At 38.9% G+C, this 23,783-nt stretch carries 22 protein-coding genes; 20 read left to right on the forward strand and 2 right to left on the reverse strand.

What is annotated here, in order from left to right; genetic code table 11:
* The first annotated feature begins 7 nt into the window (after positions 1-7).
* From T356_RS0108630 to T356_RS18915, 6 genes are all read left to right on the forward strand, one after another.
* Positions 8-733, forward strand: coding sequence for an isoprenyl transferase (locus tag T356_RS0108630; protein ID WP_026514154.1), 726 nt, complete (start codon positions 8-10; stop codon positions 731-733).
* 40 nt (positions 734-773) lie between these two features.
* The gene (locus tag T356_RS0108635; RefSeq protein ID WP_026514155.1) at positions 774-1,598 is read left to right on the forward strand and encodes a phosphatidate cytidylyltransferase; all 825 of its coding nucleotides are present in this window, start codon (positions 774-776) and stop codon (positions 1,596-1,598) included.
* A 115-nt stretch (positions 1,599-1,713) separates the two neighbouring features.
* A complete protein-coding gene (locus T356_RS0108640; protein ID WP_026514156.1) occupies positions 1,714-2,865 on the forward strand; it encodes a 1-deoxy-D-xylulose-5-phosphate reductoisomerase in 1,152 nt (383 codons plus the stop codon).
* Between the two features lie 9 nt (positions 2,866-2,874).
* Entirely contained in the window at positions 2,875-3,927 is a 1,053-nt protein-coding gene (gene rseP / locus T356_RS0108645) for an RIP metalloprotease RseP (RefSeq protein WP_026514157.1), read from the forward strand.
* Positions 3,928-3,947: 20 nt separating this feature from the next.
* Positions 3,948-5,006 carry a flavodoxin-dependent (E)-4-hydroxy-3-methylbut-2-enyl-diphosphate synthase gene (gene ispG / locus T356_RS0108650; RefSeq protein ID WP_026514158.1) on the forward strand — a complete coding sequence of 353 codons (1,059 nt, stop codon included), beginning with the start codon at positions 3,948-3,950 and terminating at the stop codon, positions 5,004-5,006.
* Positions 5,007-5,079: 73 nt separating this feature from the next.
* A complete protein-coding gene (locus T356_RS18915; protein ID WP_035780812.1) occupies positions 5,080-9,609 on the forward strand; it encodes a PolC-type DNA polymerase III in 4,530 nt (1,509 codons plus the stop codon).
* Between the two features lie 62 nt (positions 9,610-9,671).
* Here the strand turns inward: T356_RS18915 and T356_RS0108665 are convergent, their stop codons facing one another.
* Entirely contained in the window at positions 9,672-9,962 is a 291-nt protein-coding gene (locus T356_RS0108665) for a helix-turn-helix domain-containing protein (protein WP_026514159.1), read from the reverse strand.
* Between the two features lie 208 nt (positions 9,963-10,170).
* Between T356_RS0108665 and T356_RS0108670 the strand changes: the two genes are divergently transcribed.
* The 14 genes from T356_RS0108670 (at position 10,171) to T356_RS0108735 (ending at position 23,367) form a co-directional block, all read left to right on the forward strand.
* On the forward strand, positions 10,171-10,872 hold the full coding sequence (locus tag T356_RS0108670; protein ID WP_026514160.1) for a hypothetical protein: 702 nt from the start codon (positions 10,171-10,173) through the stop codon (positions 10,870-10,872).
* Positions 10,873-10,973: 101 nt separating this feature from the next.
* The gene (locus tag T356_RS0108675) at positions 10,974-12,485 is read left to right on the forward strand and encodes an amino acid adenylation domain-containing protein (protein WP_026514161.1); all 1,512 of its coding nucleotides are present in this window, start codon (positions 10,974-10,976) and stop codon (positions 12,483-12,485) included.
* 11 nt (positions 12,486-12,496) lie between these two features.
* The gene (locus T356_RS0108680; protein WP_026514162.1) at positions 12,497-13,027 is read left to right on the forward strand and encodes a hypothetical protein; all 531 of its coding nucleotides are present in this window, start codon (positions 12,497-12,499) and stop codon (positions 13,025-13,027) included.
* Positions 12,999-13,238: a phosphopantetheine-binding protein gene (locus tag T356_RS0108685; RefSeq protein ID WP_026514163.1), complete on the forward strand. Its 240-nt coding sequence runs from the start codon at positions 12,999-13,001 to the stop codon at positions 13,236-13,238. The genes T356_RS0108680 and T356_RS0108685 overlap by 29 nt, the downstream gene beginning before the upstream one ends.
* 2 nt (positions 13,239-13,240) lie before the next feature.
* Entirely contained in the window at positions 13,241-14,104 is an 864-nt protein-coding gene (locus T356_RS0108690) for a hypothetical protein (RefSeq protein WP_026514164.1), read from the forward strand.
* Positions 14,091-14,831, forward strand: coding sequence for an SDR family NAD(P)-dependent oxidoreductase (locus T356_RS0108695; RefSeq protein ID WP_026514165.1), 741 nt, complete (start codon positions 14,091-14,093; stop codon positions 14,829-14,831). Before T356_RS0108690 ends, T356_RS0108695 begins: the two co-directional genes overlap by 14 nt.
* Positions 14,831-15,676, forward strand: a complete 846-nt coding sequence (locus tag T356_RS0108700; protein WP_197020895.1) for a transketolase — start codon at positions 14,831-14,833, stop codon at positions 15,674-15,676. Before T356_RS0108695 ends, T356_RS0108700 begins: the two co-directional genes overlap by 1 nt.
* Positions 15,648-16,649: a transketolase family protein gene (locus T356_RS0108705; RefSeq protein WP_197020896.1), complete on the forward strand. Its 1,002-nt coding sequence runs from the start codon at positions 15,648-15,650 to the stop codon at positions 16,647-16,649. Before T356_RS0108700 ends, T356_RS0108705 begins: the two co-directional genes overlap by 29 nt.
* Positions 16,642-16,878, forward strand: a complete 237-nt coding sequence (locus T356_RS0108710) for a hypothetical protein (protein ID WP_026514168.1) — start codon at positions 16,642-16,644, stop codon at positions 16,876-16,878. Before T356_RS0108705 ends, T356_RS0108710 begins: the two co-directional genes overlap by 8 nt.
* Before the next feature lie 11 nt (positions 16,879-16,889).
* Positions 16,890-18,497 carry an MBOAT family O-acyltransferase gene (locus tag T356_RS0108715; protein WP_026514169.1) on the forward strand — a complete coding sequence of 536 codons (1,608 nt, stop codon included), beginning with the start codon at positions 16,890-16,892 and terminating at the stop codon, positions 18,495-18,497.
* A 22-nt stretch (positions 18,498-18,519) separates the two neighbouring features.
* On the forward strand, positions 18,520-20,019 hold the full coding sequence (locus T356_RS0108720) for an interleukin-like EMT inducer domain-containing protein (protein ID WP_026514170.1): 1,500 nt from the start codon (positions 18,520-18,522) through the stop codon (positions 20,017-20,019).
* 55 nt (positions 20,020-20,074) lie between these two features.
* Positions 20,075-21,496 carry an AMP-binding protein gene (locus T356_RS0108725; protein ID WP_026514171.1) on the forward strand — a complete coding sequence of 474 codons (1,422 nt, stop codon included), beginning with the start codon at positions 20,075-20,077 and terminating at the stop codon, positions 21,494-21,496.
* Positions 21,497-21,594: 98 nt separating this feature from the next.
* Positions 21,595-23,040: an ISLre2 family transposase gene (locus tag T356_RS0108730; protein ID WP_026514172.1), complete on the forward strand. Its 1,446-nt coding sequence runs from the start codon at positions 21,595-21,597 to the stop codon at positions 23,038-23,040.
* Positions 23,041-23,148: 108 nt separating this feature from the next.
* Positions 23,149-23,367 carry a hypothetical protein gene (locus T356_RS0108735; protein ID WP_026514173.1) on the forward strand — a complete coding sequence of 73 codons (219 nt, stop codon included), beginning with the start codon at positions 23,149-23,151 and terminating at the stop codon, positions 23,365-23,367.
* 6 nt (positions 23,368-23,373) lie between these two features.
* Here the strand turns inward: T356_RS0108735 and tnpA are convergent.
* Positions 23,374-23,783: IS200/IS605 family transposase (gene tnpA / locus T356_RS18920; RefSeq protein ID WP_035780824.1), on the reverse strand; the 410-nt coding region annotated here is incomplete at its 5' end.

A 23,783-nucleotide genomic window follows, 5' to 3' on the forward strand; every position in this document is an offset into this window, starting at 1 on the left:
AGTTGTTATGGAAGAAAATAAAAATATACCCGCACATGTTGCGATAATTCTGGACGGAAACGGAAGATGGGCCAAGGCAAAGGGGCTTCCCAGAAATGCCGGACATCTGCAGGGAGCAAAGGCTGTTGAGGATATTTTGTATGATGCCAAGGATATGGGTATAAAGTATCTCACGGTATATGCTTTTTCAACAGAAAACTGGAGTCGTCCTGAGGCAGAGGTTTCTGCCCTCATGATGCTCCTTCGTAATTACCTTAAGACAAGTATAAAGAAGTCTATGAAGAACAATGTAAGATGTCGTGTTATCGGCGACAGAAGTCTTCTTGCAAAAGATATCATCGAGGCAATCGAGAATCTTGAGAATGCAACAGCCGAAAACACCGGCCTTACGTTTACTATTGCCATCAATTACGGAAGCAGAGATGAGATCAGAAGATCCTTTATTAAACTTGCAGATAAGGTAAAAGCGGGCAAACTTGAGCCCGGTGAGATCACAGAAGATATGATAGCTTCCAATCTTGATACTGAGTATATGCCGGATCCGGATCTTTTGATCAGGACCTGTAATGAACAGCGCGTATCAAACTTCTTGTTATGGCAGCTTGCATATACGGAGTTTTATTTTACTCCCGTTGCTTGGCCTGATTTTAATAAGGCTGAACTTGAAAAGGCAGTAGAAGCATACGGAAACAGAAACCGTAAATTCGGCGGTCTCAAGCAGGATCAGATTTAAGATCCTAAATGAAATTGAGTGAATAGGCGGGGTTAGTGTATTGAAAGAGAGAGTGATTAGTGGAATTGTGATCGCAGCTGTACTTGCGGCGGTTCTGATTTCAGGGGGCTATTTTCTGGCAGGAGTTCTGTTTGTTGTTTCGCTTGTCAGTTATAACGAACTTACAAAAGCTACCGGAGTTCATGACTCCGGTTCCAAAGTTAATCCGCTTGAGACATGCGGATATATATCGATAGTGGTACATTATCTTCAAATGATACTGCTAAGAGATTACAGATATTATATTTTTTCTTTGATGTTTGCTTTTTTCCTGATAATGGCATGTTATGTTTTGACATTTCCTAAGTTTAATTCGACAAAGGCAATGTCGGCATTTTTTAGTTTTGTATATGCACCTGTGAACATGTCTTTTGTGTATCTGCTCAGGATACGTCCCGATAACGGATGGATTTTTGCGTGGGTACCGTTTATTGCATGGGTAAGTGATACATGTGCTTACTTTGCGGGAAGAACTTTCGGCAAGCATAAGCTTGCACCTGAGCTTTCGCCGAAGAAGACTGTGGAAGGCGCAGTCGGTGGCGTTCTTGGCTCGGTAATAGTGGGATTTGTGATAGGATATGTTGTTTATCTTAAAAAGATACATGATATCAAATTCCTTATCGTTATGATCATTATTACTTTTGTGGGAAGTATTATCGGACAACTTGGTGATCTTCTTGCATCAGGTATTAAGAGAGACCACAAAATCAAAGATTACGGAAATGTTATTCCGGGACACGGCGGTATCATGGATCGCTTTGACAGCGTTATCTTTGTGATACCATGTGTATATTTTTTGGCTGCGGTGTTATACCGTTTGTTATAAGGCAAGACATTAGAGAGTCGCAGGCAGTAACTGAAGCGGCTCTTTATTATTTGATAGCGAAATGCTCTTTTTGTAATAGAAAATCTTTTTTGTATTGGGAGAATAGAGAGAAAAGATGCGTAGTATAGTATTACTGGGATCCACCGGATCCATTGGAACTCAGACGCTTGACGTTGTTAGAAACAATAAGGATGAGCTTAAGGTTGTCGGACTTGCGGCAAATAAGAGGGTAAGCGATGTAGAGCAGCAGGTCAGGGAATTTAAACCTAAGTATGTCTGCATGTTTGACACTGAAGCAGCTAAAGAGCTTCAGGAAAAGATAGCCGATACAGGTATCAAGGTTATGTCCGGAATGGACGGCCTTTTGGAAATCGTATCGGTGCCGGAAGCCGATACCGTTCTTACCGCAGTTGTCGGAATGATTGGAATAAGACCGACCATTAAGGCTATTGAGTGCGGAAAAGATATAGCTCTTGCGAACAAAGAGACTCTTGTTTGTGCGGGACATATCATCATGCCTCTTGCTAAGGAGAAGAATGTACAGATTCTTCCCGTTGACAGTGAGCACAGTGCGATTTTCCAGTCTCTTGTGGGACAGCCTAAGGATAAGGTTGAGAAGATTCTTCTTACCGCAAGCGGCGGGCCTTTTAGAGGAAAGAAGAGAGAAGAACTTGCTGCGATGACAGCGGCTGATGCGTTAAAGCATCCTAACTGGGATATGGGCCCTAAGGTGACGATAGATTCATCATCTCTTGTAAATAAGGGACTTGAAGTCATGGAGGCAAGATGGCTCTTTGATGTCAGCCTTGATAATATTGAGGTTCTGGTACATCCTCAGAGCATAGTTCACAGCGCTGTTCAGTATGTTGACGGAGCTGTTATTGCGCAGCTTGGAGTGCCTGATATGAAACTTCCGATTCAGTATGCACTTTTTTACCCGGACAGACGTCCTATGGCGGAAAAGAGACTGGATCTTTTTGAGCTTGGTACTTTGTCATTTGAAAAGCCCGATACGGATACTTTCAGAGGACTTAAGCTTGCTTTTGATTCTGCATATGCGGGAGGCAGCATGCCTACTGTATTTAATGCCGCAAACGAGATGGCGGTTCGCAGATTCTTAAAGGGGGATATAAAGTATCTTGAAATATACGATATGATAGAAGAGGCAATGACACATCATAACAAGATTGAGAACCCTGATGTGGCACAGATACTTGATGCCGAGAAGGAAGTTTATGATTTCCTTGGCGGTAAATATGGGATTTGAGGATAAAAAATGATAGCCAGTGTAATTATATTTTTTATAATATTCGGAGTTTTGGTAACTTCGCATGAATTCGGACATTTTATAATCGCTAAGTTCGGAGGGATACGTGTAAACGAGTTTTTTGTCGGAATGGGACCGACGATCTGGAAAAAGCAAAAGGGAGATACATTATACAGCATAAAGCTTCTTCCCATAGGCGGTGCGTGCGTGTTTGACGGCATGGATCCTGTTGCTGAGGAAAAAGAAGGATATGACGAGCATTCATTTTTGTATGCACCTGTGTGGCGCAGAATAGCGACATTGTTCGGAGGACCTTTTGCGAATTTTATAATAGCCTATATTTTGGCGGTTGTTTTGGTTACTTTTTCACCGTGGGATATGCCCACAATAAATGCTCTTACAGATGATTCGGCTGCTTTGGAAGCAGGAATGGATGCTGGAGACAGGATCATAAGCATCGATGGCGAGAAGGTCTATATGGCATCCGAAGTAATGCTGATTTCTCAGTTTGCCGAAGGCTCACCTATGGATATCGTCTATGAGAGAAACGGCGAAGTTAAGAAAACAGTTCTTACTCCAAAGTACAGCGATGAGGATAAGCGCTATTACATGGGCGTTTACCTCGGAGAATATGAGGATATCAAGGGACCTGCATCTTTAAAATATGCATGGTACATGGTCAGATACAATTTCAAGGCAACTTACAGAAGCCTTGCGCTCCTTGTAAAGGGTAAGCTTTCCAAGGATGATGTTTCTGGACCTGTCGGAATGGTTAAGATTGTTGATGATACTTATGAAGAAGTTAAGCCGTACGGTGTTTCTGCGGTTATTCTCACAATGTTGTCACTTACGGTTCTTTTGTCGGTAAACCTTGGAGTAATGAATCTCCTTCCGTTACCGGCTCTTGACGGGGGAAGACTTGTATTTCAGTTTATAGAAGTTATTTTCGGAAAGCCCGTTCCTCCCGAAAAAGAAGGCATTGTTCACATGATAGGAATGATACTTCTCATAGCACTTATGGTATTTGTATTATTTAATGATATTACCAAGTTTACCAGATGATTTTTTGAAGGAGACTTATTATGGCATACAGAGACAATACTAAGGTTATAAAGATAGGCGACAGAGTGATAGGCGGAGGCAATCCTATTCTCATTCAGTCTATGACAAATACAAGAACAGAGGATGTTAAGGCAACGGTTGCCCAGATTCATGAGCTTGAAAAAGCGGGATGCGATATCATCAGATGTACAGTTCCCACTCAGGAAGCGGCCGAAGCTGTAAAAGAGATAAAGAAACAGATCTCTATTCCTCTTGTTGCGGACATTCATTTTGACTACAAGATGGCTATAGCTGCAATGGAAAACGGCGCCGATAAGATCAGGATCAATCCCGGAAATATCGGTTCAAAAGACCGCATCGCAGCTGTTGTTTCCTGCGCAAAAGAGAGAAATATTCCTATAAGAGTCGGCGTTAACAGTGGTTCTTTGGAAAAAGATCTCGTAGAAAAATATAACGGTGTAACAGCGCAGGGACTTGTTGAGAGTGCCCTTGATAAGATCGGCATAATTGAAGAGCTCGGATACGACAACATGGTTGTAAGTATCAAGTCATCTAATGTTATGCTCTGCGTAAAGGCACATGAACTTCTTGCAGAAAAATGCAGTTACCCGCTCCATGTCGGTATCACTGAAGCCGGAACTTTGTGGGGAGGAAACATCAAGTCGTCGGTAGGACTCGGAATAATCTTAAATCAGGGAATAGGCGATACAATAAGAGTTTCTCTTTCAGGTAACCCTGTAGAAGAAATTAAGACAGCCAAAGCTATTCTTCGCACTCTTGGAATAAGAGAGGGCGGAATAGAGGTTATTTCATGCCCTACATGCGGAAGAACCAAGATAGATCTTATCTCACTTGCAAATCAGACAGAGACGCTCGTTCAGAACTATCCTGATCTTAATATCAAGGTTGCTGTTATGGGATGTCCCGTAAACGGCCCGGGAGAAGCAAAAGAAGCTGATATCGGAATTGCCGGTGGTATCGGAGAGGGGCTCCTTATCAAGAAGGGCGAGATAATTAAAAAGGTTAAAGAAGATGAACTTCTTGCTGTTCTTAAGGAAGAACTGGACAACTGGAAGTAAAAAAGATTTTGCGAACAGAACGCAGATTGAAAGAAGTTTTTGGGGAATCGGCAAACACCGGGTGAGGGAGTAGATGTCAAAAAGTTTTTTTGAGGTTTTTCCTACGCTTAAACTTGATGCCAAGACCAAAGAGATCATGGAACAGACCGTGGTTGAAAAGGTTTCGACAACAAGAAAGCAGGATTTTTTAAGAATATATATATCCAGTAACAATCTGATTGATAAGGCGGATATTATTAAGACTGAGACGGGGATAAAGAAGCAGTTTTTCGGAAATCAGGATCTTACGGTCAAGATTTACGAGAAATTCTCCCTCTCGGCGCAGTATACGCCTAAGAATCTCATTGATATTTACAAAGAAAGTATTGAGTTGGAGCTAAAAGACTATGACCATATGGAATATAGTCTTTTTCGTTCTGCGCAGTTTGTTTATCCCGAGGACGGAAATATCGTCATTCAGCTTGAAGACAGTGTTGTCGGGCAGAAAAAAGCTCCCGATCTTGTCAGAGTCCTTTCAAAGATAGTCAATGAAAGATGCGGTCTTTCTGCGTCCATTACTCCTCAATTTGTAGAAGTTGAAAAGAGCACCGAAGCTCCCGATTACTCCGCTGAATCTGCCAAGATGGCCAAGAAGCTTGAAGATGTTGAGCAAAAGGCCGAGGAAAAGAAAAAGCAGAAAGAAGAGCAGGAAGCAGCAAAAGAGGCTGCAGCTTCGGCAAAGAAGGCTGCAGTGGAGAAGCCTTCCGGAAAGCCGGTCGGCAAAGAAGGCGGATTTTCAAAGGGCAAATGGAGCGGAAAGAGAGATTTTGGCGGAAGCTTCAAGAGGTCGGATAATCCTGATGTTGTATTTGGAAGAGACTTTGACGATGAGACAATGAAGCTTTCGGATCTTGTCGGAGAGCTGGGAGAAGTTTGCGTTCACGGCAAGGTGATCCTTTATGATAAGAGAGATATAAGAAACGAAAAGAGTATTCTTATCTTTGATATAACAGACTTTACCGATTCTATCACGGTAAAAATGTTCGTAAAGACAGAGGATGTTCCTGAGATAACCAAGGATATCAAGATGGGAGCGTTCCTTAAGATCAAGGGTATTGCTGCGGTCGATAAGTTCGATCACGAGCTTTCGATACAGTCGGTTGCCGGAGTTAAGAAGATTCCCGACTTTACGACTAAGCGTGTTGACAGAGCGGAGGTAAAGCGAGTTGAGCTTCACTGCCATACCAAGATGAGCGATATGGACGGTGTTTCCGAAGTTAAAGACATAGTTAAGCAGGCTTATAAGTGGGGGATGCCCGGAATTGCCATTACGGACCACGGCGTAGTACAGGCACTCACAGATGCCAATCACGTTTGGGAAGATTTATATTCTGCCGAAAAAAAGAGAAGAAAAGAGGCGGGAGAGCCGCCTATAGAGAGGCAGGATTTCTTTAAACTGATTCTTGGTGTGGAAGCTTACGTTGTCGACGATCTTAAAGAGATAGTTGTAAATGACAAGGGGCAGCCTATCGAGGATACGACCTTCGTTGTATTTGATATTGAGACGACAGGTTTTTCGCCTATTAAGAATAAGATAATCGAGATCGGTGCCGTTAAGGTAAGAAACGGAGAGATACTTGAGAGATTCTCTGAGTTCATAAATCCTGAGGTTCCGATTCCGTACAGGATCACCAAGCTTACAAGTATCACGGATGATATGGTTATTGATGCGCCGACGAGAGAGGTTATAATACCGCAGTTTGTTGAGTTTTGTAAGGATGCGGTTCTTGTAGGACATAACGTTGGATTTGATATAAGCTTTATCAACCAGAACTGTAAGGAACTGGGGCTTGATGTTGACTATACAACGGTTGATACGCTGTGGCTTTCAAGATACTTTTTCCCGCTTCAGGCAAAACATACGCTTGATGCTGTCGCAAAGACTTTGGGAGTTGTGCTTGAGCATCACCACAGAGCTGTTGATGATGCGGAGTGTACGGCGCTTATATTCAATAAATTCGTGCCTATGCTAAAAGAGCAGAAGGCGGAGACGCTTACTGATGTAAATATACTAGGAAAGCCCACAAAAGAGATGATAAGGCATCTTCGCCCCAATCATTGCATTATTCTTGCAAAGAATACTCTCGGAAGGGTTAATCTGTATACTCTTGTAAGTGAGTCTCATGTTGACTATTTCAGGAGATTTCCTCTTGTTCCAAAGAGCGAACTTATAAAGCACAGGGAAGGGCTGATCGTCGGAAGTGCCTGCTGTGCGGGCGAACTCTACGGGGCTGTGGTTGAGGGAAGGCCGCCCGAAGAGATAGCAAGGCTTGTTGATTTCTATGACTATCTTGAGATACAGCCGATAGCGAACAACCGCTTTATGATCGACTCCGAGAGATATGAAGATATAAACAGTGAAGAAGATATCAAGAATATAAATAAAGAGATAGTGAGACTCGGCGAGCAGTTTAATAAGCCTGTAGTCGCTACTTGTGATGCGCACTTTTTAAATCCTGAGGATGAGATATACAGGACTATCATCATGGCGGGAAAGGGAATGAATGATGAGGAAGAATCACCTCTTTTCCTTAGAACGACAGATGAGATGATGGCTGAGTTTGACTATCTGGGCGGAGATAAGGCAAAAGAGATCGTAATAGACAATACCAGGATGATCCTTGATATGTGCGACAGCATATCGCCTGTAAGACCTGATAAGTGCGCGCCCGTCATTGAAAACAGTGATGAGATCCTTACGAAAATTTGTTATGACAAGGCGCATGAGATCTACGGAGACAATCTTCCCGAGATTGTTCAGGAGCGTCTTGAAAGAGAGCTTAATTCAATTATCAAGAACGGTTTTGCGGTTATGTATATCATTGCTCAGAAACTGGTTTGGAAGTCTAATGAGGACGGATACCTCGTTGGATCGCGTGGATCTGTAGGATCTTCTTTCGTTGCCTTTACTTCGGGAATTACGGAAGTTAATTCGCTTAGCCCGCATTATGTGTGTCCTAAGTGCAAATACAGCGATTTTGATTCGGAAGATGTGCTTAAATACGGCGGTAATTCCGGATGTGACATGCCTGATAAGAGATGCCCTAAGTGCGGAGCTCTTTTGTACAAGGACGGATTTGATATCCCGTTTGAGACATTCCTTGGATTTAAGGGAGACAAGGAGCCTGATATCGACCTTAACTTCTCGGGTGAGTATCAGTCCAAGGCTCATAAGTATACAGAGGTTATCTTTGGCTACGGACAGACGTTCAGAGCAGGAACTATCGCGTCTCTTGCCGATAAGACAGCTTACGGTTTCGTAAAGAAATATTACGATGCTATAGGTTCCAGTAAGAGAAAGTGCGAGATAAACAGAATCGTTCAGGGATGTACCGGTATCAGAAGAGGTACGGGTCAGCACCCCGGCGGAATCATCGTTTTGCCGGTTGGAGAGGATATCAACTCATTTTGTCCTGTTCAGCATCCCGCAAATGATATGACAACCGCAACAATAACGACACATTACGATTATCACTCGATCGACCACAACCTGCTTAAGCTCGATATTCTGGGACACGATGATCCTACGATGATAAGATTTTTGCAGGATTGTACGGGACTTGATCCCAAGCTCGTTCCTTTGGATGATAAGAATGTAATGAGCCTGTTTATGAATACGACTGCACTCGGTGTTACGCCTGAGCAGCTCGGAGGAACGAAGCTTGGGTGCCTCGGCCTTCCCGAGTTTGGTACTGACTTTGCCATGCAGATGGTTATCGACGCCAAACCTACCTCGTTGTCCCACCTTATAAGGATTTCGGGACTTTCACACGGTACGGACGTTTGGCTTGGAAATGCGCAGACTCTTATTCAGGAGGGTAAGGCGACAATCGATACCTGTATCTGCTGTCGAGACGATATCATGATCTATCTTATTCAGAAGGGCATGGATAAGTCTCTTTCCTTCAAGACCATGGAGTCTGTGCGTAAGGGGAAAGGTCTTAAGCCTGAGATGGAAGAAGCCATGATAGCGGCGGGAGTTCCCGACTGGTACATCTGGTCCTGTAAAAAGATCAAGTACATGTTCCCGAAGGCTCACGCGGCCGCATACGTTATGATGGCTTGGAGAATCGCGTACTTTAAGGTTTATGTTCCGCAGGCATTCTATGCTGCGTGGTTCAGTATAAGAGCGAAAGCCTTTAACTACGAGCATATGTGCCAGGGAGAGAATCACCTTCATGCCATTATGAATGACTACAAAAACAGGAAAGATGAGCTTTCAAATGCACAGCAGGCTGAGTATGGTGATATGAGACTTGTGGAAGAGATGTACGAGAGAGGAATAGAGTTCCTTCCAATCGATATCTTTAAGGCCAAGTCCAGAGAGTTTCAGGTTATCGGAGACAAGATCATGCCGGCGCTTAACAGCATAGACGGAATGGGTGAAAAAGCCGCCGATCAGATTGTCGAAGCAGCTAAAGACGGTCCGTTCCTCTCAAAGGACGATTTTAAACAAAGAACAAAGTGCCCTCAGGCAGTTATCGACAAGATGGCCGACATGGGGCTCCTTGGCGATATTCCCGACTCCAATCAGATCAGTATCTTTGATCTGATGAAGGGGTAAGAAGAGATGAAAAAGTCAGTATAAGAACAGGCGTCATCCTTATGTTGAGGATGGCGCCTTTATCATTCAATTGTGTCTACAAAATCTGATATGAGTTTTATTTGCAGAGCTGTGAGTTTGCTGGTATCAATCTGTTCAAAAGAGATATTTTTTTCTTTTCCCAACAAATAATCAGTTGAACATCTGTATAAGTAAGAGAGCGATACAAGGTTTTCAAGGCTTGGAGCTCTTTCGCCTGTTTCGTATCCTGAAATAATAGATGGCGAAACATCTAAGGCTTTTGCTACTTCTTTTTGAGATAATTTATATTGTTTTCTTAGAGTCTTTAATTTCTCGCTTAATCCATTTATCATACACAAACACCCCTCCGCCTATTTTGTATAACTAAGCAACACAAATGGTGTGAAAAGTAAACACTTAAAGTGTTGCAAAATGTTTTTTTGAGAGGTATCATGTTAATAGATGTTCTTTATATCGAGAAAAGGTTGGCGATATAAAGCTGAGAATGTGGATATTAAGCCAAGGAATATTCACAAAAAACGAAGATACAGGAGGTGTTTTATGAATAGGAAAGCTATGGCAGTTTTATTGGCAGCGTCCATGATGGTAGCTTCAACAGTTACTTCTTACGCTGTTGATGGTTCTGGTGGCTCAGATGCGCCCGCTTCAGAGGAAGTAACCAAGTCTGAAGAAACATCTAAATCAAGTACATCTTCATCTGATGAGAAATCAGAATCAAGTAGTTCGGAAACATCTGTTGCATTGAGCGACGTATTTGTTGCAAATGCACCGATAAATGTGGGGGGAAAAGTTGTAAAAACTTCAGTGAATGGAATATATGCTGCAAGGAGTGTAAAGGGAATAGCTGTTGTTGCACCCATTTCAACTGTTTCTCAGTCAATGGGACTTACTGGTGATCAGAAGCCTTATATTATGGTTTTTGATACAGACAAAAAGAAAAGCTATCTTGCAATGCAGAGTATAAATGGTGCTCTTGAAGCATACTCAGGAACATTGGTATCTGTTATCAATATGTATGCCGGGTATCTTGAAAAAGGTAAATATGTTCCGGGAACAACAGGAACTATTCCAATGGTGCTGGGAATTCCCAATAGTGCATTGATTCCGGGTAAAGAATATTTCCTTATTGCTGTAATGCCGGGAGGAAAGATTGTCATCCTGAAAGATTTAGATGATGATCCAAATACAGTTACGTTCGATGCAATTCCTGGAAATAATGCATTTGCACTTGCATATAAATAATTTGAATTAAGTTTTGGCACATGAAGTGATGACATAATATATGTAAAGGGCTGTGAGACAGCCCTTTACATAAAAATTTAAGACTGACTTGGGGGGCAGCTTTGAATAACATTATAAGATTACTGGAAGAAAGTGCTAAGAATAATCCTGATAAATATGTATTTGTTGAAAAAGACAATCAGATATCTTATTCAGAATTCATAGATAAATCTAAATGTTTCGGAAACTACTTTATAAATGAAGGTTTCTGTAAAGATTCGATAGCTATTTTTATGCCTAAGGGTATAGAGTGTCTAATTGCTATGTTTGGAACGCTGTATTCAGCTTGTTATTATAGCGTGCTGGATGTGGAATCCCCAAAAGAGCGTTTGAATGCGATTTTTTCTTCGCTTAATCCCAAAGTTATAGTGACTGATTCGGATAATTATGAGAAATTAAGGACTGATTGTGAAGGTACTTTTAAAATTGCTTTAATTGAAGACATTATAAAAAATATTTTTGATGATGAATTAGTGTACGATTCTGTTAACAAGAGCATTGATGCGGATCCGGCATATGTTCTATATACATCGGGGTCTACAGGTGTTCCGAAAGGAACGGTAGTTTCTCACAATTCAGTTATAAGTTACATTGATTCAATAATTACTACTTTTAAGTTTGATGAATCGGTAATATTTGGAAGTCAAACTCCACTTTATTTTAGTATGTCAATTTTAGATGTTTTTACCACTATAGCGGTGGGCGGAACATATGTTGTAATACCTAAGAGTTTCTTTAGTTTCCCTGTAAAATTAATTGAATATTTGAATGACAAGCAGGTAAACTCGATATATTGGGTTCCAACAGCGCTTAGTTTTGTTGCTAAAGTCAAGACTTTTAAAGTTGTTAAACCTGAGTATCTGAAAAGAGTGTTGTTTGCAGGTGAAGTAATGCCTGTAAAATTTTTGAATTATTGGATGGATAATTTGCAAAATTGTTTGTTTGCAAATTTATATGGGCCAACTGAGATAACAGATACTGGTACCTATTATATTGTTGATAGAAGATATGAGGATAATGAATCTTTGCCAATAGGTAGACCATTTGTGAATTGTGACTGTATTGTGCTTAATGATAAAAATGAACTGGCGAAGATAAACGAAGAAGGAGAGATATGCTTTAGAGGGGCTTTTTTGGCAAGTGGGTATATAGACATGCCTGAGAAAACCAAAGAAGTATTCTGTCAAAATCCGTTAAATAAGCGATTCCCTGAAAAAATATATAGAACAGGAGATCTTGGATACATCAATGAAGAGGGGTTACTTATCTATGTTTCAAGAAAAGATTTTCAGATAAAAAAAATGGGATATAGGATTGAACTTGGAGAAATAGAAAGTAATATGTCAGCAATCGATGGAGTTGAAGATTGTGTATGCATTTATGTTAGTAACAAGCAAAAATTGATACTGTTTTATTCGGGAGAATTGCCTGAAGAAGGGGTAATTAATGAATCGAAACATAAGTTAATTAAGTATATGCAACCGGATGAGATAGTAAAGCTTAGAGCAATTCCAATTAATCCTAATGGAAAATACGATAGAAAAAAACTTATTGATTTATATCAGAAAGAGTAGAGGGGATTACAGTGAGAAGAGGCAAATCAATAGTTTGGGTGAATATGTATTTGTTTATTTTTTTATTTCTATCGTGTTTTTATATGGTTACTGCTAATGCAAAAGAGGAAACTACACCACTGAATCTTGCCGTAGTTAATACTGCAACAGTAATCAAAAAAGACAAAGTATATAATGCAGAAAATCTTTTTGAGTTAGAAGAGGGGATGACTGTAGTTAGAATCAGCGATGATGGTAATTGGTCTTATGTTCATTACAAAGATTACGATGGATATGTAAGGAGTATGTTTCTAGATGACTTGCAGAATCAGCAAGAAGTTGAGCAGGAATTTGAGCATATAGATATAGTTGCTGAAAATTCGTATGAGCGAGTAAAAGAACTTCAAAAAGAGAGGCTTAGAAACATTATATATTTAGTTGCAATTATTATTGCTGTCACAGGCGGTGTGATTGGTTTAATTGCAACAACAATCATAAAGAGAAAAGAAGAAAAACAACAGGAGGAAGACAGAAATGGAGAATGTACGGGGGAAAATAATTGATATTTTTAAGGAATTAAAACCGGAATTGGATATTGAAAAATCTACAGATCTGATAGAAGGAGGACTACTTGATTCATTTGATGTTATAGAGTTTGTCTCTGAAGTTGGAGATGTTTTTGATATTGACTTCCCAGTAGAAGAAATCATACCTGAAAATTTTTACTCTTTGGATACAATAGAAAAAATAATAAAGAAAGTAATGGAGGAGTAGGGATGAGGCTGGTTGAAAGCCTTGATGATTATTACGAAATTATAAGAAAAGAAAAGGCTGAACGTGGAAGATTAAAGACAAATGATTACATGTTTCCTGATGCTGTGAAAAGATACATTAATCTAAAGCGGCTATGGATAGAAAAATTGGAATGCGGGTTAGTGTTTCTTTCAGATGAAGAACGCTTTTTTCAGGGATATTACTATATTGATGATGTAAATAAATTTGAAATAGATAGGCATGAGAAACCCATTCTTATACAGAATATATATAAGTCGGATAGGAAAAAAGATCATATATGCCAGATGGATATAAGCCTTGAAAAAAGCGGGTTTAAAAAGGAAGGGGTGTTAAGGCACGCTATTCTTGAAAATCCCAATAATGTATTAGAAAAATTGTTGCCAGCTGAAAAAATTAGTAGGCGAATAATGGAGAAAGAAGGTTTTAAGATGATGAAGGTACATCGTAATCTGATGCCTGAGTTGCTAGCCTTCAGGGATGCAATCAAAGAAATTCCGTTTTATCAACAACCTTTCTTTTCTGCGGATGAACTTGTTTTTGATTCAGAAAAAGGATTGTTGACCTGCGTAATTGATGCAAAAGGAAGTATTCAAGCGGCAAGACATCTTATTATGCAGGGAAATAAATCATATGGCTGGATTGGAGTTGCTGAAAGGTATAAAGGAGTTTATGGCTTAGCTTCAATGTTAATGGTTGATCAGCTTAAACTCATATGCCAAAAAGGAATACTCATGTGTTCGTGGGTTGAGCAGAATAATACAGCTTCTTTACAATATCACGAAAGACTTGGAACGAAATGGACAGGAACAATTATGGATGAGTGGATTTTGTATGGACAAAGTTAAAAATGCTGTTTTAACAGGAGCATCTAAAGGTATAGGAAAGAAAATTCTTGAAAAGCTGGCATTAGAGAAAATAAATGTATGGTGTCTTTGCAGGACATGGTCCGAGGAGTTCTCTGAATATATTGAAAAGCTTGAAAAAGAAAATGGCGTATGGATAAAGCATGTTTTTTGTGATCTTTCAAGTGAGAATAGTATCCGGACAGCAGCCAGCACAGTTCTTTTGGACAAAAACGCGATTGATTATTTGATTAATTGTGCAGGAATAAATTATAGAAATAGTTTTTTGATGACAAGTGCAGAAGATATGAAGAATGTATTTCAAGTGAATTACTATTCTCCAATAAGACTGATCCAACTTTTAGCAAAGAATATGATTAGAAATGGTGGTGGGAAAATAATAAATATTTCTTCTGCAAGTGGATTTGAACATAATATTGGGACATTCGCCTACGGTGCTTCAAAAAATGCACTTAACTGGGCAACGGAAACAATGTCAAGGGAGCTGGCACCATTTGGGATCGTTGTTAACGGTGTAGCACCTGGAATTACAGATACGGATATTAACAAAGGTAATGAAGTGGAAATAGAAAAGGTTATTTCAAATATGAATATTCATAGAAAAGCAAATCCGGATGAAATTGCTGATATAGTTATGTTTTTATTATCTGATAAAGCAAGTTATATTAGTGGGCATATTATTAGGGTTGATGGAGGCAGGGTGAAATAGTGTCAGATATAAAATGTCTTGAAAAAATGGCATTTAACATGAGGTGCATTGTACTAAAAATGGCACATGATGCCGGAAAAAAAGGAGCTCACTTAGGAGGCGCATTGTCGGCTGTTGAAATATATGCGGTTTTATATGGAGAAATATTGAAATATGATGTTGATAATCCATATTGGGAAAATCGTGACAGATTCATTGCAGGCAAAGAGCATGGGAGATTGGCGGAATATGCGGCGTTATGTGAAGTGGGATTTTTGTCAGAGTCTGATTTGGATAATTGTTCTGTGGATGGAAACAGACTTGCGGGACATCAAATAAATGTTGAATTAGGATTAGAATACTCATGTTGTTCATTGGGAATGGCTTTACCGGTTGCAGTTGGTGTAGCGCTTGATGCAAAGCGAAAACAAAAAGCTTATAAAGTATATACACTAATTGGAGATGGTGAACTTGATGAGGGAGCGGTATGGGAAGCGTTTATGGCTGCTTCACATTATAAACTGAATAATTTGATAGCAATTGTTGACAGAAATCATTTATCGAGTGATGGGAAAACTGAAGATATTATGTCTTTAGGCAATTTGAAAGCAAAATTTGAAGCTTTTGGATGGGAATGTGAAGAGATTGAAGATGGTAACAATATTGAGCAACTTATAAAGGGTATCAATAGCAATAAGTTTGTAAAACCATTTGTATTAGTAGCAAATACGGTAAAGGGTAAAGGGGTTTCTTATGCGGAAAATGTTGCGGCATGGCATAGAGGAATTGTGACAGATAAGTTATATGAAGATGCAATATCAGAAATAGAAAATGTGTATGGCAAGGGGAAAAACGGTGCATATTGATGAACTTACTATAAAGACAATGAGAAAGATTGGAAGTAGTGGAAGTTTTTTGGGACTTGCGTTAAAGGAAGTCATGAGTGACGATTCTGATGTTTATATTCTTGTTGCTGATGTTTGTAGATATAGCGGATTATCTAAAGTCAAAGAACTGTTTCCGGATAGAGTAATAAATGTTGGAATAGCAGAGCAAGATATGATTGGAATAGCTGCGGGGCTTGCACTACAAGGTGCTAAAGTGTATGTGGTAACTTACGCTTCGTTTGTTGTATTAAGAGCAATGGAACAGGTTAGGCATAATGCTTCGGTTTTGGGATTAAATCTGATAATTGTTGGAATTAATGCGGGATACTCGATGGAAGATCTTGGAATATCACATTGGTCCACGGAGGATATTGCAATGACAAGGTGCTTGCCCAATATGAAAGTAGTATGTCCTTCGGATAATCTTGAAGCATATAAAGTAGGGATAGAAAGTGGAAAGACCAAAGGACCAATGTATGTAAGGCTTAGTGGAGTAAGAGATGATCCTATAGTTTATGAGAAAGATTATGAGTATTCATTAGGGAAAACAATCGTTTTGAAAGACGGAGAGGATGCGCTGATTTTATCACATGGGAGCATGGTGAATGAATCTTTAAAGGCAGCAGATTTATTGAAAGAGAACGGAATAGGTGCAGCAGTTGCTGATGTTCATACAGTAAAGCCGCTTGATACAGAATACTTAGATATAGTTATACAAAAATATAGAATGATTTTTGTTGTTGAAGAACACAATATTATTGGAGGGCTTGGAACGGCGGTTTCAGAATATTTAGCCGAGAAAGGTTGCGGAATAAGGATTGTGAGATTGGGGATGCGTGATGAGATTTATTATCCGGGATCAAGAAAGTACATATGGCAGCAGGCTGGTATATGCGATTATCAGATTGCTGAACAGATGAAACGGCTAATAGGGAGGTGGGATAATGGATAATTTGGAGAAATATATAAATGCATTTGTTGAAGCTTTTGAAGCTGATAAGAATAGTGTTGCGAGTTTTAAAAGGGAAGATACTGAGCAATGGGATTCTATTGGGCATATGAAGCTTATGGCGGCGCTTGAAGATAAGTTTGAAATAGAATTTGAACCTGAAGAAATGATTGAGTTTGTTTCATATGAACAAGGAATATCGATACTAAAAAATAAGGGAATCAATTTATAAGGGATGATATTATGTCGATTATATCTGTAAAATTCTTATTTTTTCTTTTTGTATCACTATTTATGTATTATGTGGTTCCGCGCAAAATTCAATGGAAAATATTGCTAATAATCAGTTATTTGTATTATCTGATTGCGGGGATGGAGAATATAGTTTTTTTGATATTAACAAGCTTGACTACGTTTTTTACGGGAAAGAAGCTAGATAGCATTAATATCGAATATGATGCAATTATAGAGAAAAAAGTTATTGCAGGGGAACTGGTTTCAAAAGACGAAAAGCAAGATTTAAAACAAAATGGTAAAAAACAGAAAAGAAAGTATTTGGTATTTGCGCTTGTCTTTAATTTTGGTATCCTTTTTGCACTAAAATATAGTAATGTGCTTAATGGCATTTTCGCCGGCATTAATTCTTTATTTGGCTTTTCAGATAAGCCTTTCTTTTTTTCGTGGACAATCCCTATAGGAATTTCGTATTACACATTTCAATCAATGGGATATTTAATAGATTTATATAGAAAAAAGTACTCGGCCGAGAAAGATATTCTGAAATTTATGTTGTTCGTTTCGTATTTTCCTCAGCTAATTCAGGGACCGATTAATAGATATGATAATCTTTCGCAAAAGCTTTATGATGAGCATAGTTTTTGTGTCAAAAAGATATTTGGCGGAGCAGAGCTGATTACATGGGGCCTCTTTAAAAAATTGGTTATTTCAGATAGGTTGGCTGTTATAACGGGGGCGATTTTTGGAAAACCTGAAAGATATTCAGGATGTTTCTTGATTGTTGCAACGGTGCTTAGCATGATTCAACTATATACAGATTTTTCGGGAGGAATCGATATTGTTAGAGGAATTTCTGAAATGTTTGGGATAAATCTTCCTGAGAATTTTTTGAGACCATTTTTTGCACGTAATATGGCGGAGTATTGGCGCAGGTGGCATATAACATTAAATAATTGGTGGAGAGATTATATTTTTTATCCGTTATCTTTGTCTAAGACATTGAACAGAGTAGGAAAAGGCGCCAAAAAGATATTTGGTAATGAATTTGGAAAGAAGTTTCCAATTCTTATATCTATAGTGATTATTAGAATTATAAATAGCATATGGCATGGTGCGACTGGGAGTTCAATACTTGGTGGATTATATTATGGAATTATTTTAGCTGCCTCGTTTTATTTGGAGCCGTCGCTTAAGAAGATAACTATAAGATTAGGAATAAATACAGAATGTTTTTCGTGGAAACTGTTCCAGATCGTAAGAACATTTTGCCTTATGTCAGTTCCGCGACTTGTTTCTAATGCTAAATCATTAAGTGATGGTGCTAATTATTTCAGATGTTTGTTTTTGAAATATAATCCGTGGATATTATTTGATGGTTCACTTTATAAGCTGGGGCTTTCAAGACCACAGTTTCTGTTAACCATGATAGCAATATGTTTGCTTGTTTTTGTGAGCTATATTCAGGAGAAAGGTAAAGAAGTAAGGGCGTGTATATCAGGACAAAATATTATTTTTAGGTGGCTTGTTTATACGACGATGATATATTTGATAATACTCCTTGGTGCGTATGGAAATGGATATGATGCTAAGGCATTTATATATGCTCAGTTCTAAGAATGGAGAGAATGTGTTAATCATGAAGAAAAAATCTTTTATTGCAACTTTAATTGGAATTATAGGTTTTTTATTGGTTGGCTTTGTGGTTATGGATATTGTCAGGCAGAAATGGGATTACGAAAGTGATAATGCTGCACAGATGATTGTAGAAGGTTATTATAAAGAACCGATAGATAGTTTGGATGTACTTTTTCTTGGTGCTAGTACAATTAGAAATGGGATGTCGCCTCTTGAGATTTATGAACAGTATGGTATCACTGGATATTCGAGGGCTACAAGTGTGCAAATACCCTTGATTTCATATTATCTTATGATGGAAACACTTAAGACACAAAATCTAAAAGCAGTAGTAATTGATGCATCGTCACTTTCCTCTCTTACAGATAATAGCGAAAAAATGGAAGGTAAATATCATGAAGCAATTGATTATATGCCTTTATCTGAGTATAAGATGGCTATTATAGAAAAAATAACAAAAGGAAGCACATATACAAAATGGGATTTTTTGTTGCCGTTATATAGATATCACGATAGGTGGCAGCAGTTAGATGAGTACGATTTTTCATATCGTAATGTAAACAGTGATTATTGTTATAAGGGACAATATCCTATTTTAAGAGTGGAAAAATATTCTTTTCCTGAAGATTATATGCAGGAAGAGAAGATTCAAGATGATGAATTTTATATAGAAGGTGATGCTCGGGAATATTATGAGCTAATGATTGAGGAATGTAAAAAGAGAAATATTGAGTTTATTATGGTCAAGACGCCGGTGGGATCTTGGGATATGGCAAAACATGATATGGTTCAGAATTTTGCAGATGTTGAAGATGTGGATTTCATAGATTTTAATATGCCAGATATCAGAGAAGAGATAGAGTTTAATTCTGAAACTGACTACTGCGATAATGGAAGACATCCTAATATTTCTGGGGCTATGAAGATGAGTAGGTATGTTGGGAACTATATCCAAAGTCATGTTAATATGCAAAACAGGGAAGGTGCGGTTTTAGGTGATTGGAATGAATCTGTGAAAAAATATGATTGCCTTAAGGAAGATCAACGAGTTTTGCGTGAAAGCAATCTTATAAAATTTCTAAAAAAAATAGATAAAGATAGATATACGGTTGTTATTGCTGCGAGAAATGATACAACTAAATTTTTTACGGATGAGATTAGAAAAGCGTTTGCGGATTTAGGATTATCTGTTGATATGAAGGGAGCTTCTAATCAGAATTATGTTGCGGTTTTTAAAGGTAAAAAAGTAGTTTATGAGAAGCAAGATGCTGCGGATGAAGTGACATTTAGCGGGGAAGTAGGAGGTATATATATATCGGCGTTAAGCAAAGCTGATAAAGCTACAGGTAATACTGCCAGCATAATGATCGATGGAGTTGAAAAAAGCGTGCAGGAATATGGGTTCAATATTCTTGTTTATGATAATTATGTTGGGCAGGTGATTGCACGAAGAGCGTTTGATACGGGAAGAACAGGAAAGCTGTATACGACTAAAGATTAAAGATTTCATGAGGAGGGAATCTGATCGCGTTTGGCGTGATTGGATAACAAGTGGGATGTATCTTCAGGTTGATAGGTGGTCAGATAATATTGCAGTTATTGATGATAGCGGAGAAAAGTATAAATATGGAGATATTGTAGATTTCTCTAAATGTTTCGGAAAATGGATACCTGAGAGAAGGCTTATATTCATCTTGTGTAAAAACTGTTTTGCTACAATTGCAGCCCATATTGCTTGTATTGATAATCATATTGTTCCGCTTATGATAAGTGCAAATATGGATGTTGAGTTATTGAAAGGGCTTATTGATTTATATAAACCGATGTATATTTGGTGCCCTGATGAAAGCAAAGATAAGCTTGACAGTGTTCTATGCAATTCGGAAGATGTAGCAGGACAATATGGATATTTGCTGATAAAGCTAAAAAATGATAATTGCGATATGTATGAAGACCTTGCTATGCTTCTAACGACTTCCGGGACTACCGGGAGTCCTAAACTTATAAGGCATTCATATTTTAATCTATATTCTAATGCTGAAAATGTGGCCAATGTATTTGGTTTCTCAGAGCAGGATAGAGCGCTGGTTGATTTGAAGCTCCATTATACAATGGGGCTTAATGTTGCTTGCTCAAATTTATATTGTGGAGCAACGATTATTCTTACAGAACATAATCCGTCAGAAAAGGAATGGTGGAACATATTTCGAGAGTATAAACCGACAAATATGTGCGGGGTTCCGTATTCTTATGAGATTTTAAAGCAAATGCGTTTTTTTAGAAAAGATCATGAGGAGCTTAAGATAATAGCACAAGGTGGAGGGAAACTATCAGATGAATTGTTTGGTATTGTTGCGGAATATGCTGTTAAATATGGAAAAAGATTTTTTGCTACGTTTGGAACATCCGAGACTACAGCGCGTTTGGCGTATCTTAATCCGGATAAGGCTTTAGAAAAAATTGGCAGTATAGGTAAAGCTATCCCATGCGGAGAAATGCTGCTGGTGGATGAATTCGGGAATTATATTACTGATGCAGAGGCAGAGGGGGAACTTGTATATAGAGGGCCAAATGTGACTCTTGGATATGCGCATAAGCGTGAAGATTTAGCTAAAAAAGATGAAAGAAACGGTGAATATTTCACAGGGGATATTGCCCGAAGAGATGCAGAAGGATATTACTATGTTCAAGGCCGTAAGGGACGTTTCTTGAAGGTGTATGGGTATAGGGTAGGACTGGATGAATGCGAGACTATTTTAAAGAATCGATATGAATCGGATTTTGCGTGTACAGGAACGGATGAGAGACTTGCCATATATCATACCAATGATGTGGAGGACATAGAAATTAGAAAGTTTATGTCTGAGAAAACCGGAATACAAATAAGTGCTTTTTATAGCGAAAGGATAGATTTTATTCCGAGAAATGAGAATGGAAAGATTAACTATGGTGAGCTTTTGAAGAGGAAAATGGAGTAAAAATTTTTCCAGTTGAATAAAAAAATTAAAATAAGAGCACTTCTTCTTGGGTATAATGAATTCGTCCAAAAACAAAGACCCGAAGGAGTGCTCTCATCATGGATATTGTAACACTTTTTGAACAACTGGCATCAGAAATTTTTGAAGCAGAGGAAAACTTTTTTACCAATCCAAAAGATTTTTATTCATTGGAAAAGGCTGTAAAGTCATCAACAGATTCGTTTGCAGCGGCTTTTATCGGCTCTATCCTTACCGGGGTGAACGAAGCCATATATAAGTCCGGCTTTAGAAACGGTCAATATACGGCACAGCATACCAGAAAACGAACACTGATAAGTGCTGTAGGTGACATAGTCTTTGAATGTACGAACTATAGAAAAGTCAGTGATAAGTCGTATCACTATCTCTTAGAAGAAATCATAGGAATCGAGAAAAATGAGCATTTTACGGAAGCGGCAGAAGTAGCCATCCTTACAGAAGCATTGAAAACAAGCTATCAGGAAGCGACACTTGCCGTTCCATCTAAGCAACGAATTACCAAGACAACAGTAATGAATAAGGTGCATCAGATCGCTGAAGAGATCCCGGTAGAAGCGCCTTCCCAGAAAAAAGAATGTAGGTATCTCTTTATTGAAGCGGATGAGGATCATGTAGCTGAACAGCACGGAAGATATCCGAGACTTGAAACTAACGGCAGCTTTATCAGCAAGCTCGTATATATCTATGAATACAAGATGGAAGTCCCGAGGTGCAAGGGAAGAAAACAGCTTGTGAACAAATTTTACTTTGGCGGACTTTATCAGGGCCGTTCCGGTGTTGAAAGACTATGGAAAAAAGTATCTGCTTATATAGAAAGCGCTTATGATACAGACGAGCTGCGAAAAGTCTATATCAGTGGTGACGGAGCAGGTTGGATAAAAACAGGCGCAAACATTATTGATAAAGCTATATACTGTGCTGACAAGTTCCATCTTGTCAAATACATCAATTCAGCATCCAATAAGCTACTTGACAGCGCTGACGAAGTAAAAAGCGAACTGTATCATATGCTCTACAAAAGAGACAGGAAAGGATTTAAAGGACTTATTGACCTGATGAAGTATTCCACAGATGGCAATAAGGCAGTTATTGATCTCGAAAGTTATGTTTTGGGTAACTGGATGGCAGTCATGCGAACAGTCCATAGTAATATCGTGAAGGGATGCAGCGCTGAGGGACATGTAAGTCATGTGCTTTCTGATCGGTTAAGCTCTCGTCCCAAGGCATGGAGTCAGACAGGTGCTGACAGGATGAGCAAGCTAAGATGTTATGAACGTAACTACGGTACTGAAAAGATAATAGATCTTGTAAGGTATAGCAGGGAACAACGAAAACTTAAAAGAACGGGGACAGACGAAATCGATGTAAAGAGTCTTCCTCTCCGTTCTATCAAAGCTGAGCATTATAGTCAGGCAAGGAGTTACATCGACCGATTGCATGCTACTATCCCAGGACTGACTGCAAGAAAGGCTGCTTCAATACGCAATCAGTTAAATCTGCTCTGATGCTTTCTGGCATAGAATCTAAAGTTCTTGATAAGCACATATATGCATGATAAAATGTTAATGTTTTATTAAATAATGTTTCAAAGTTAGAAATAAACGAGGTATGTAATGGCAGAAAATAGCGTATACATGGACACGCGAGTGTTTACTGATATAGTCGGGGAAATAGGCGGAACTACTGCTAATTGCGTTCTCTCAAAAGATCCGCTTAGCAAGATTGGCGTATTCGAAAATACAAAAGTTGGTCGTGAGATGAACGAGATTCTTAAGCTTTTTTATAAATATCGTGCGAGAAAACCCCTTCCGATGAAGTCGGTTGTGGGATGAATCGCACTAGCTTTTCTTTTTGTATTTCCCCGTCTTAATGTATTTGCGTTTGTGTTCCTCTGTTCGTTGATCTTCAATGTATTTCTTGACAGTATCAAGAGAAACACTTCCGGTAGTGGCACAGAAGTAACTTGCACTCCAGAAGGGTGAATCTCCCCATAGGTATTTCTCAACGTGTGTTCTATATGTATTTCTCACTTCTTTGGACAGCTGTGATTTTAACGAGTTGATGAGTTTTACAGGTGCAACATCAGGTGGCATGGAGATCAGCAGATGCATGTGATCGACATCTGTCTCTGCTGAAATGAGTTCGCTGTTCATGCGTCCGCAGAGGTAAGCGGCGTAATTCTTCATGAAATCACCAATCTCATCTGTGATCACTTTCTTTCTGTATTTAGTCACGAAAATTACATGGT

The organism is Butyrivibrio sp. LB2008, assembly GCF_000621565.1.
GTDB lineage: Bacteria > Bacillota > Clostridia > Lachnospirales > Lachnospiraceae > Butyrivibrio.